Consider the following 11662-nt stretch of genomic DNA (forward strand, 5'->3'; position numbering starts at 1 on the left):
CTGTGTTCACCTCTCTTTCTATCTTCTACGCATATTTTGAACAACTAAATCTATGATAATGACAACGTAATACGTCATTAATCCCACAACTACACTAATAATATGAAAGGTTTTTGGATAAGAGATGGTAATCACAACTGCGAGAGCAGCTGTTGCAAATCTTACAACAGTCCCAATTGAACGGGGCTTTTTCCCCTCATCCAACGCCTGTCCAAACTGCTCAAACTTTCTTACTAAGTTCCACAAATTATACAAACTCAGGGCGGTTCCTAAAATTAAACCTGCAAAAACAGCCTTATAACTTGTAAATCCCCAGCCGAGAACGTATAATGCTAACAAATACAATATGTATGAACGAAGTCTTGGAAAAACGTGCTGCAAATCCTGCATGAATTATTAATCTCCTGAAAAAAAATGGTGGACTGTCCGCAGCATCATAAAAACACCTGCTGCTAGCCCTGAAAGAAGGCCTAAAATCAAAAATAGTGGTTCGGTGTCAAGCCATTGATCAGCCCATCTTCCAGAGAATAAGCCAATTAAGACTGAACCTGCTAACTGTGATAGAATGATTGACACTAATGCCATCGCTTGCAAAGGATGACGGTTGCGATCTTTCATAAGCTCATACCCCTTTTGCAAAATTTTCTTTTTTCCGAATTCTCTATCGTTTTTATAGCTCAATATATGATAGAAAGGCAAAAAAAATTGCTAAAAAAGGTAAAAACAGCTAATAAAATACGCAGAAATATCAACGGTTTTCACAGATTGAAAACCTTATCATTTATATTCCCTGTAAGCATACAATAGCGTATATTTAATGTCAATGTGTTTAAGCTAAAAACTTCACAATCTCTTCTTATTGTTCACATTTCTGCCACACATAAAACCTCTTCAAATGAAAACATTTAAAGAGGTTCATTCAATCGTTATTGTACTGTTTACAACATGCTCTTGTCCATGCTTTTTCACAAATGCAAATATTTGGTACGCTCCCGGTACAAGCGATTCATCGATCGTTATTTTCCGTTTTCTCATGCCTCTTTCTACATCAACGTCAACATCTAAATACGATATAAACTGTAAAGACTGCTTATCAAAAAGAGCAACGCCTAACTCATCTGCTCCTTCAGGCAAAAACAGTTCATAACTATACGTATTTTTCTCTTTTTCCGCTGCTACTTGCAATCCCATGACACGGGGATAATCTGGAATGCTAACCATGTACATATAAGGAAGCGAAAATGTTTCACGTGAATCATTTATTTCCAAATATCCGTCATATATACCTTTATTTTTAAAACGGGGCTGCACCGATAAAGTGACAGCTATTTCTTTTGTCTGATGGGGCTGCACGGTGACAGGTAATGGAACATCCCAATTCACTCCTTCATCCCTTTTCGGAACGTTCAAGCGATACGTTTTTGCTTTATCAGACTGGTTATCAATTTTAAATGATAAGACTTTCTTTGATGGGCGCGTAAAAATACCGAAAGATAAAGAAGATGGATAAAATAAAGAGTCTGCTGTGACAGCTTTTGCTATTTGAATTCTCCCGGCTCCTTGTTCATATACGTGATACGTTTTACCATTTAGCTGCTGCATTACTTTACTTGTGTTCATCAATGAAGCTTTGACTTGTTCAGGAGACCAGTTCGGGTGAGCTTGTAAAATAAGAGCGCACGCTCCAGCTACATGGGGCGCAGCCATACTTGTTCCATGCATGCGTTCATATCCCCCAGGAACTGTACTATTAATGAAGTAACCAGGTGCGACGACATCCGGCTTGATTCCCCAAGTAGTCGTTACAGGTCCTCTTGAACTGAAAGATGTGAGCAAGTCTTGCACCACTTGCTTGCCAGTGCGTAAGTATGGCTGTTGAGACTGAATGTATTGATTAATGGTATCACCGTTTTTTTTACTTACCCATATCACTGGAATATTTACTGATTCTTGTAGTTTACCGATTATGTTTTTTTCAGTCGGACTATATAAAATAACGGCTTTTGCTCCTGCCTGTTCAGCTTGTTTAATCTTTTTTTCAACCACATTTCCTTCTGCTTTTAGCAAAATGACGTTACCCAACGCATGCTTTTGCTCTTTGAAGTATTCTTCATTTATTACACGCAGCGTTTGATTAAACGTCCATGGACGAGACCCTTCTACTGGCGCCATCATAATTTTTTCTTTGTTAAATCCAATTGTTAGAAATTGAACTGTTGTCGGGGAAACAGAAGCGCCAACCGAAATAGCTTTTCCCGCTGTACCTGGAGAGCCCACGGTCCATAAACCTGGACCTGAATTGCCGCTGGATGTAACCGTTACAATTCCTTTTTCAACAGCTCGATCTAACGCTAAGCTTGTTGGTAAATCAGGGCCATTCACATCATTTCCTAATGATAAATTAATAATATCTACATCATCTTGAATTGCTTTTTCGATAGCTAGAATAACACTTTCAGACGTTCCAGCTCCACCAGGTCCAAGAGCTCGGTATGCGTAGATCTCCGCCTGAGGTGCTACACCTTTAATATTTCCATTTGCTGCAATAATACCAGCTACATGAGTGCCATGCAGAGTAGGCTCTCCTTGCTCCCGAGTGGTTTCCATCGGCTCATAATCTTTATCTATTACATCATACCCTCCCCTGTAGGTTTGTTTTAAATCCGGATGAGAATAATCAACACCCGTATCGATGACGCCTACTTTGATCCCTTTTCCTGTTAAGCGCTGATTATGAGTATCAAATAAGCCTCTTACCTGTTCTGAGCCAATGAAGGTTACACTATTTTCTTCTGCAACCTGGTAGTTTTTAATAGAATGTGAACCAATAATAGAAGGATTATGAGATAGTTTTTCCAAATCCGAGATGGAGCCGTTTAATGAAAGTCCTGTAAATACTGTGTGAAATTCGCTCTTAATCTTTATATTAGGATAATTTTTTTGTAGCTGACTTTTAAATTCCGCGAATTTTTCTTTTTCAACCATGACAATTATTGATTTTTCCTGATGATTCATTTCTTGTTTTATAGAAGGAAATGTCGGATTGAGCGACATTTGCCCTCCCCCGCTCCCTAATATAAAGCTAAGCATTAACCATTTAATCCACATAAAAAAACACCTCTCACACTATCGTGTCTCAAAGAGACACTTTTCATGTGAAAGGTGTTTAGAAATCTTACGAAAGCGGATTAAAAGCTTCCGGTCTGTTTTCACGGCGGTTGAAATAGTAGCTAATAGCATCACAAATACGTTTAGAAGCTAAGCCATCTCCGTAAGGATTCGATGCTTGTGACATTTGCTTATATACGTCTTCATCTATTAACAGCTCTTTTGCTAGCGTATAAATTGTTTCTTCTTCCGTTCCTGCTAGTTTGAGCGTTCCTGCTTCAATTCCTTCCGGTCGCTCTGTTGTATCACGAAGTACCAATACAGGTACGCCTAATGAAGGAGCTTCTTCTTGAACACCGCCCGAATCTGTCAAAATAATATGAGCGCGCTCAGCGAAGTTATGGAAGTCAATTACATCTAACGGTTCAATTAAATGAATGCGTGGGTCATTTCCTAAGATATCGTTTGCTGTTTCTCTAACTACCGGATTCAAATGAACAGGATACACAACTTGCACATCTTCATGTTCATCCACAATACGTTTAACCGCACGGAACATGTTTTTCATTGGTTCGCCTAAATTTTCGCGGCGATGCGCCGTTAATAAAATAAGACGATCATCTCCCAATTTCGTTAACACTTCATGCTCATATGTCTCTTTTACTGTCGTTTTTAACGCATCGATAGCTGTGTTTCCAGTCACAAAGATTCGCTCTTCTTTTTTATTCTCTGCTTGCAAATTAGCTGCAGACTTATCTGTCGGAGCAAAGTGCAAATCAGCAAGAACGCCTGTAAGCTGACGGTTCATTTCTTCCGGATATGGAGAATATTTATTCCATGTGCGCAAACCTGCTTCAACATGTCCCACCTGAATTTGATTATAAAAAGCTGCTAGTCCGGCAATAAACGTCGTAGTTGTATCGCCGTGTACAAGTACGATGTCCGGCTTTACTTTTTTCATTACGTCGTCCAAACCTTCTAATCCTCTGGTCGTTACGTCCATAAGAGTTTGGCGATCTTTCATAATGTTAAGGTCATAGTCAGGCTGAATGTCAAAAATGCTCAATACTTGGTCTAACATTTCACGGTGCTGAGCCGTTACCGTCACAATCGCTTCGAACTCCTCAGGTCGCTTTTTAAGCTCTAGCACTAGAGGGGCCATTTTAATTGCTTCTGGTCTTGTCCCGAATATCGTCATTACTTTAATTGGCTGCTTCATGTTCATCACCCGAATCTACAAATTATTTTGTACCGAATAAACGATCCCCTGCATCACCTAAACCTGGAACAATATATCCATGGTCATTTAATTTTTCATCTAATGCCGCAATGTAAATATCTACGTCAGGGTGTGCTTCTTTTACGATTTCCACGCCTTCAGGAGCAGCAATTAAACACATAAATTTAATGTTTTTAGCGCCTCTTTTTTTAAGAGAGTTGATTGCTTCTACAGCTGACCCTCCTGTTGCAAGCATAGGATCTACTACAATAAAGTCACGCTCTTCTACATCATTAGGCAGCTTTACATAATATTCAACAGGCTGTAATGTTTCTGGATCACGATATAAGCCAACGTGTCCAACTTTAGCAGCTGGCATTAGTTTTAAAAATCCATCTACCATGCCGATACCAGCACGAAGAATTGGAACGATACCAAGCTTTTTCCCTGCAATAACTTTTGACTTTGTTTTGCAAACCGGTGTTTCAATTTCAACGTCTTCTAGCGGTAAATCACGTGTCGCTTCAAAAGCCATTAAGCTTGCCACTTCATCAACTAATTCACGAAACTCTTTCGTTCCCGTTTTTACATCGCGTATGTAAGTTAATTTGTGTTGAATAAGCGGGTGATCAAATACGTATACTTTGCCCATTGATATCTCTCCTTATATATAAAGATGTACACATTAAAATACCATTCAACGAATTGAATGGTACGTACTAGTAAAAACATATCTCTTGCTAATTAAATTTATACATTGCATTCATTTTACAGAAAAAAGTTTTTGAGTTCAAGCATTATTCAAAAAATGATTGAATTGCTACCACTTTCTCCATAAAAAAACAGGCACAAAGGCCTGTCTCTCTTACAGTGATTTATACATTTCAAACTTGCTTGTTAAAGCTTCAACGCGTGTTTTAGCTTCAGCTAGCTTTTCTTCATCTTCAATATTTTTAAGCGTTAATCCGATGATAGAAGCAATTTCATCCATCTCTTCTAAGCCAAATCCGCGAGTTGTAACCGCAGCTGTACCAATACGGATACCGCTTGTTACAAACGGGCTTTGCTCATCGTAAGGAATTGTATTTTTGTTTGTTGTAATACCTACATCATCAAGTGCTTTTTCAGCTACTTTACCTGTCAAATTCATTGAACTTACGTCGATTAACACAAGGTGATTGTCTGTTCCTTCAGATACAAGAGCAAATCCTTCTTTCTTTAATCCTTCTGCTAAACGATTAGCATTGTCGATGATATTTTGAGCATAGTGCTTAAATTCATCTTGTAATGCTTCACCAAATGCTACTGCTTTTGCAGCGATAACGTGCATCAATGGACCACCTTGAATACCAGGGAAGATTGACTTATCAATCTTTTTCGCAAATTCTTCTTTACATAAAATCATACCGCCGCGTGGTCCGCGCAGTGTTTTATGTGTTGTAGTTGTAACGAAATGAGCATGTGGCACAGGATTTTGATGAAGTCCTGCAGCTACTAGACCAGCAATGTGAGCCATGTCTACCATTAAATAAGCGCCTACTTCATCAGCGATTTCACGGAAACGCTTGAAGTCGATTGCGCGTGGATATGCGCTTGCACCAGCCACAATTAATTTTGGTTTATGTGTACGAGCTTTTTCTAATACATCATCGTAGTTAATACGATGTGTTTCACGATCTACGCCATATTCGATGAAATTGTACTGAACACCACTAAAGTTAACAGGACTTCCGTGCGTTAAGTGACCGCCGTGCGATAAATTCATACCAAGTACTGTGTCTCCAGCCTCTAAAACTGTGAAATATACAGCCATGTTTGCTTGTGCACCTGAGTGAGGTTGAACATTCACGTGCTCTGCTCCGAAAATTTCTTTTGCACGATCACGAGCTAAGTCTTCTACTACGTCTACGTGTTCACAACCGCCGTAGTAACGTTTAGCTGGATAGCCTTCAGCATATTTATTTGTTAAAACTGAACCTTGTGCTTCCATTACCGCTGTTGTTACAAAGTTTTCTGAAGCAATTAGCTCAATCTTAGTACGTTGTCTTTGTAATTCATCCTTGATCGCATTATAAACTGCTGGATCTTGTTGCATTAGTTGTTTCTCCATCAAAATCCTCTCCTCATTTCGTATTCGCAATGTTCGTTATTTGTTGATTCAACTACATTGTAACATGATTTATTTAGAATAAAAAAGAAAAAATGTGTATTATTTTAATATATTTAATTACGAAAGTTCGTAAAACGCTCTCATTCCACCAATTAGTTTTGGACGCGTCTTTGCTAAAGTAACATGAGCGTGTCCAACTGCGTTTAACGTACAACGAACGGGTACTGCGACATGCTTTAAATGCATACCAATGAATGTATCTCCAATATCAATACCGGCATCAGCTTTAATAAACTCTACCAAAACAGGATCTTTAAGCTGGCCATAGGCCTGTGTAGCCATCGCTCCGCCTGCTTTATGAATAGGCACAACACTAACCATTTCTAAACGCTCTTTGCGAGCTAATTCTCTTTCTACTACCAGTGCTCGATTGAGATGTTCACAGCATTGAAATGCTAAGTGAACACCCGTCTTTTTTCGAAAATCTGATAGCGCATCAAAAATCATTTCTGCGACTTCCATTGCGCCTGCGGTTCCTATTTTTTCACCAATTACCTCGCTTGTACTGCATCCAATGACAAGTGTATGTTCTGAAGACAACTGCACTTGTGCTAAAAAATCAGATAAAACTGTTTCCAACTGCTCTTTCCATTTCGTAAGTTCAGACACGTTTTTCTTCCTTTCTTTCATTGAATACGTTCACATTATACAGTTAATGTTGCATCACTTTGCTGCTCATACTGTTTAATTTTATTCACGCGATTTTCATGTCGGCCGCCTTCAAATTCTGTCATTAACCAAATTTTCGCAATTTCACGTGCAAGTCCCGGCCCAATGACACGTTCACCCATTGCCAAAATGTTGCTATCATTATGTTCTCTTGTCGCTTTTGCACTGAACGTATCATGCACTAGAGCACAGCGAATTCCTTTTACTTTATTAGCTGCTATACTCATACCGATGCCTGTTCCACAAATAAGAATGCCTCGGCTTACTTCTTGGCTCGCCACTTTTTGAGCAACGGGAAGTGCATAATCCGGATAGTCTACGGACGCTGTGCATTCACACCCTAAATCCACATATTCAATATTTAATTCTTCCATTAAAGAGATAATTTCCTGTCGCAAATTTATACCGCCGTGGTCAGATGCAATAGCTACTTTCATCTTTGTTTCCTCCTCATACGTACCTTCGTCTTATATTAAATTTCTGTTCATTTTAAGTCAGCAAAAATTTATGGGACCTTTTATAATTTGTCGACTATTTTGTTAATCATACGCTCTAACTCTTCTAAAGTCTGTTCGTACGTCTGTAATGATCCGCCAAACGGATCAGATACTTCACCTTGCTCGTCGGCAAATTCTTTCAGCGTAAATAATTTATCACTTACGTATGGAGCTTGGTTCAAAATCAGCATTTTATGCTGCTCCGTCATCGTAAAAATATAAGTAGCCCACATCAATTGTTCTTCCGTTAATGCTGCCGAAGCATGAGAACAAGCTATGCCTTTCTGGTGAAGGGCAACTTGTGCATGAACAGAAGCTTCACTTCCATTTGAAGCGAATACGCCTGCAGACTTCACGTTTATTCCATCTATCTCTTTAGCTTTGAGCAACGCTTCTGCCATAGGGCTGCGGCACGTGTTTCCTGTACATACAAATAAGATGTTTTTCAAGATACATCCTCCCTTGCTTTCACTATGTTCGACTATGTTGATATTCCACCCTATTGTATCTCTATTGCCTGCATAAATCCAGTTAGCTTTTTCGGGTATTTTTTATCCATTATCGCTTCATGCATCTCGAAAAAACGACTTCGCTTTCCTTCTTTTATCACTGCAATCCAAAAGAAGCAAAAAAAGACCATAACCTGCATGGTCATGATCCTTTACCTATTTATATATAGTTAAAAAGGTAGTAACAATTTGATTCCAAAAGCTAATAAAATGCTCCCGCCCAGTGCCTCACTATATGAACCAAGCCAACCTTGTACTCTTCTGCCTAACAGCAGTCCTAACCAAGTTAATAGCATACTCACTACGCCAAAAACAATAATGGTCAAAAACGTTCTTGCCCCAAAAATACCTAAGCTAAGTCCAACAGAAAAACTATCTAGACTCACGCTGAGCGCAAAAAATAACAGTCCAAAGCCAACTGGTTTGATAAACGGCGTATCGTCATGCTTAAAGGAGGAATAAATCATCTGCGCCCCAAGAATCAACAATAAAATTCCACCGCCATAGGTAGCAAACATTCCAAGTTTATCAGACAAAAGTCGTCCAATAAACATGCCTAACAGCGGCATCCAAATATGAAATACACCGATAACAACACCAATGTAGAAAATTTGGCGAAAGCGTAAACGAATTAATCCCATTCCCAAACCAACTGAGAAAGCATCCATTCCTAAGGCAAACGCCATAATGACTAACGTGATCATTTCACTAATTAACTGAGATACATTCATCTTTACCCTCCTCGGACGTGCTCCTATTTCAAAATATGCACATTCGAAAAGGTTTAGAAGATGAATTTTATTGCTTAATCACGTGATGTCCTGCAGCTTTCATTAATCGGTTCATAACGGCATGACCGACTCCTTCTTCAGAAAAACTTTCACTAACGATAACATCTACGTCACACTCATTAAATGAACGAAGCGACTCGTATAAGTGGCTAGCAACCGTCTCTAAATTTGAACGAGATCCACATGTGATAACCGCATCCGCTTTATACGCATCTTCATGTTCAGATGTCGTTAATACCCCTACTCGCTTACCCTGATCTTTATAGCGATCGATAATAGATTGGAAAAAATCTGAACTGCCGTCAACAATGACAAGCGGTGCATCAGGTGCGTAATGCGTATATTTCATACCTGGAGATTTTGGCGCTTCTTTATCACTTAGTAACGCTCGATCTACTTTTACGGGACCAATGACATTTTCCAACTCTTTCTGAGTAATGCCGCCCGGACGTAAAATGATAGGAATCTCTTCGGTACAATCAAGGACAGTCGACTCTACTCCTACCCCTGTTGCTCCTCCGTCTACAACTCCGCTAATACGCCCTTCTAAATCATTCATCACATGATGAGCTAGAGTGGGACTCGGCTTGCCGGAAAGGTTTGCACTAGGAGCTGCGATAGGCAAAGCCACTTTTTTTAATAATGCGAGGGCTACTGGATGTGATGGCATTCTCACTGCAATGCTGCTTAAACCAGCCGTAACCTTATCTGAAACTCGATCTTTTTTGGGTAATATTACTGTAAGAGGACCCGGCCAAAAAGCATCGATCACTTTCTCTGCTTTTGAAGGAATCGACTCTACAAATGTATGAAGCTGCTCTTTATCTCCAATATGAACAATAAGAGGGTTATCACTAGGACGTCCTTTCGCTGCAAAAATTTTATCCACAGCTTTATCCGATGTTGCATCTCCTCCTAATCCATACACCGTCTCTGTAGGAAAAGCAACCACTTCGTGATTGCGCAGCAAATCTGCTGCTTCTTCTATCTGTGGATAAATATCTTTTTCGTTCGTAAAATTATCCACAACCCATAACTTAGTTTCCATCTTCTTCAACTCCTTTTTCTTTCTATATCTAGGTTTTTTTTACTTTAAAAGTACAATATGTATCATAGATAGTAAAATACCTGCATTCATTATATCAACAAACAAGCTTTATCCACAAAATGTGGATAAAGCTCATATTTTTGTGAATAACATTGTGGATACCCCTTTAAAATGATTTATCCACATTTTCTTTTAACTAGCTGCATAAAACATCACATAGACATCCTGAGGGTTTGGTAACTTTTTTAAATAAGAATGTTCTTTTAACAACTCAGGCAGTGCACTGTAAGATGTTTGCTGAAAATTCATCATTTGAAAAAAATGTAGAGAAGATGCCTTATTTGTTAGTAAATATAGTTGCTTCACGCCATGCTTTTGAGCCAGCTGGACGATGCTTTTAAATAGCAGCAGAATATCAGATTGCATTAAAGAAGGAGACACGACAAGGGAGCGGAGAATTCCATCCACACCTTCTTTTTCAAACCCAACTGTTGCTAGCAGCTCGCCTTCTTCATTTTCCATTATGACAAATTGATGAATATGCTCTTCCACACCTGCTGTGCTGATGCCCGCTTTTTGTAAAAACTGCTGAATTCGAATATAATCATTTTCACTGGCAATTTTTAATTGTTCTCTCACTTTAATCACCTCAACTTGTTTTCTAGTAACAAATCTATGAGATGATTAAAAAAAGTAGAACTGAATTTTATTTTTAATGATTCTATTAATTAAATACTGACGATACCCATTCTACTACAAAAAACTTAACTTCTAAAGAATCTTCTTTTGATTTAGAATCAGCTTTTTTCTTAGATGAAATAGACTTTTCAGCTTCTTTACTTTCCTTTTTTTCAGCCTTAGCACTTGTTTCTTCCTTTATTGTGCTTGTATCTTTTGCAATTGCTTCTTTAGAAGATACTGTTGGTTGAGAAGATTCCTCAGCTTTCTGCTCAATAGAATCTGATGTAATAGTTGCAGATTGAATTTCTGTTTTCACTGCGGGCTCTTTACTTTCAGCCGATTTGTCATCTGTTTTGTCTGCAGATTTTGATTCAGAAGCTGCTGGTTTCTCTTTTTCTTCCTTTGGCTCTTCTTCAGATGGCTCCGGCGCTTTTACCGCTTCACCGTTTGAGAAATCTAAGAAGCATAAAGGAGGAAATAGTACGCACCACCAGTTTGCTCCCTCTCCTTTGCCAAGAGTAATAAGCACGGCTTCATACTCACCTGCTGGATATAAAAACTGACCGTACAACTTAGTAGGAAACTCTACTTTTCCGAATTTAACATGAACAGATTCATTTACGCCTTCTTCTTTTAGCACTTCTTTCGCAATTGTTTCAAGCGCCGGCAAATTTTCTTTAATTGTTTTTCGAGCTACAGTTACAGATGTTAAATCTTTTACCCATTCTGTGATTTGTTCGTTCACGCGGTCACGAATCAGACGTTTTACGTACTGGTCTTTTTCACCGTCGCTGTTTGCTAAAATGCGCAGTCGAATTGCCTCGTCTGGAATGACTGCAGGCTGATCTGCCTGCACTTGGTTATGTGTATATATAAGTTGAGCATTTGCTCCAATAATTAATAAAATAAAATAAATGATAGCATATTTCTTCATTTCGGCCACCGCCCTTTCATAGGAACAGTATGGCCG

Annotated in this window: 13 protein-coding genes; all 13 read right to left on the reverse strand. The window is 38.9% G+C overall.

The genetic code is table 11. The annotated features are described in order from the left end of the window. Positions 1–18: 18 nt before the first annotated feature. Positions 19–390, reverse strand: coding sequence for an ATP synthase subunit I (locus ACFX4G_RS15860; RefSeq protein ID WP_013059806.1), 372 nt, complete (start codon positions 388–390; stop codon positions 19–21). Positions 391–396: 6 nt separating this feature from the next. Beyond that, on the reverse strand, positions 397–618 hold the full coding sequence (locus ACFX4G_RS15865; RefSeq protein WP_013085464.1) for an AtpZ/AtpI family protein: 222 nt from the start codon (positions 616–618) through the stop codon (positions 397–399). A gap of 297 nt (positions 619–915) precedes the next feature. Next, a complete protein-coding gene (locus ACFX4G_RS15870; RefSeq protein WP_230184033.1) occupies positions 916–3108 on the reverse strand; it encodes a S8 family serine peptidase in 2193 nt (730 codons plus the stop codon). 67 nt (positions 3109–3175) lie between these two features. Further along, the gene (gene wecB, locus ACFX4G_RS15875; protein WP_016765923.1) at positions 3176–4327 is read right to left on the reverse strand and encodes a non-hydrolyzing UDP-N-acetylglucosamine 2-epimerase; all 1152 of its coding nucleotides are present in this window, start codon (positions 4325–4327) and stop codon (positions 3176–3178) included. Positions 4328–4349: 22 nt separating this feature from the next. Beyond that, positions 4350–4979 carry a uracil phosphoribosyltransferase gene (gene upp / locus ACFX4G_RS15880; protein ID WP_013059810.1) on the reverse strand — a complete coding sequence of 210 codons (630 nt, stop codon included), beginning with the start codon at positions 4977–4979 and terminating at the stop codon, positions 4350–4352. A gap of 213 nt (positions 4980–5192) precedes the next feature. Further along, a complete protein-coding gene (locus tag ACFX4G_RS15885) occupies positions 5193–6437 on the reverse strand; it encodes a serine hydroxymethyltransferase (RefSeq protein WP_013059811.1) in 1245 nt (414 codons plus the stop codon). Positions 6438–6554: 117 nt separating this feature from the next. Further along, positions 6555–7106 (reverse strand): TIGR01440 family protein, encoded by a 552-nt coding sequence (locus tag ACFX4G_RS15890; protein ID WP_377575631.1) that lies wholly within the window; start codon positions 7104–7106, stop codon positions 6555–6557. 35 nt (positions 7107–7141) lie between these two features. Continuing rightward, entirely contained in the window at positions 7142–7603 is a 462-nt protein-coding gene (rpiB, locus tag ACFX4G_RS15895) for a ribose 5-phosphate isomerase B (RefSeq protein ID WP_013085468.1), read from the reverse strand. Positions 7604–7683: 80 nt separating this feature from the next. Continuing rightward, on the reverse strand, positions 7684–8112 hold the full coding sequence (locus ACFX4G_RS15900) for a low molecular weight protein arginine phosphatase (protein ID WP_025752493.1): 429 nt from the start codon (positions 8110–8112) through the stop codon (positions 7684–7686). 230 nt (positions 8113–8342) lie between these two features. Continuing rightward, entirely contained in the window at positions 8343–8903 is a 561-nt protein-coding gene (locus ACFX4G_RS15905) for a manganese efflux pump MntP (protein WP_013059815.1), read from the reverse strand. A 67-nt stretch (positions 8904–8970) separates the two neighbouring features. Continuing rightward, positions 8971–10011: an L-threonylcarbamoyladenylate synthase gene (locus tag ACFX4G_RS15910; RefSeq protein WP_043977484.1), complete on the reverse strand. Its 1041-nt coding sequence runs from the start codon at positions 10009–10011 to the stop codon at positions 8971–8973. Between the two features lie 192 nt (positions 10012–10203). After that, the gene (locus tag ACFX4G_RS15915) at positions 10204–10650 is read right to left on the reverse strand and encodes a GNAT family N-acetyltransferase (protein WP_013059817.1); all 447 of its coding nucleotides are present in this window, start codon (positions 10648–10650) and stop codon (positions 10204–10206) included. Positions 10651–10735: 85 nt separating this feature from the next. After that, complete coding sequence (gene spoIIR / locus ACFX4G_RS15920) at positions 10736–11626, reverse strand: stage II sporulation protein R (RefSeq protein WP_377575634.1); 891 nt, start codon at positions 11624–11626, stop codon at positions 10736–10738. Positions 11627–11662 lie beyond the last annotated feature (36 nt).

Origin of the sequence: Priestia sp. YIM B13486 (assembly GCF_042787865.1) — a bacterium.
Lineage (GTDB): Bacteria > Bacillota > Bacilli > Bacillales > Bacillaceae_H > Priestia > Priestia megaterium.

Bases quoted from the DNA above. Each gene is read 5' to 3' on its own strand.
- ACFX4G_RS15860 (WP_013059806.1), bottom strand. From the start codon at position 390: ATGCAGGATTTGCAGCACGTTTTTCCAAGACTTCGTTCATACATATTG.
- ACFX4G_RS15865 (WP_013085464.1), bottom strand. From the start codon at position 618: ATGAAAGATCGCAACCGTCATCCTTTGCAAGCGATGGCATTAGTGTCA.
- ACFX4G_RS15870 (WP_230184033.1), bottom strand. From the start codon at position 3,108: ATGTGGATTAAATGGTTAATGCTTAGCTTTATATTAGGGAGCGGGGGA.
- wecB (WP_016765923.1), bottom strand. From the start codon at position 4,327: ATGAAGCAGCCAATTAAAGTAATGACGATATTCGGGACAAGACCAGAA.
- upp (WP_013059810.1), bottom strand. From the start codon at position 4,979: ATGGGCAAAGTATACGTATTTGATCACCCGCTTATTCAACACAAATTA.
- ACFX4G_RS15885 (WP_013059811.1), bottom strand. From the start codon at position 6,437: ATGGAGAAACAACTAATGCAACAAGATCCAGCAGTTTATAATGCGATC.
- rpiB (WP_013085468.1), bottom strand. From the start codon at position 7,603: ATGAAAGTAGCTATTGCATCTGACCACGGCGGTATAAATTTGCGACAG.
- ACFX4G_RS15905 (WP_013059815.1), bottom strand. From the start codon at position 8,903: ATGAATGTATCTCAGTTAATTAGTGAAATGATCACGTTAGTCATTATG.
- ACFX4G_RS15910 (WP_043977484.1), bottom strand. From the start codon at position 10,011: ATGGAAACTAAGTTATGGGTTGTGGATAATTTTACGAACGAAAAAGAT.
- spoIIR (WP_377575634.1), bottom strand. From the start codon at position 11,626: ATGAAGAAATATGCTATCATTTATTTTATTTTATTAATTATTGGAGCA.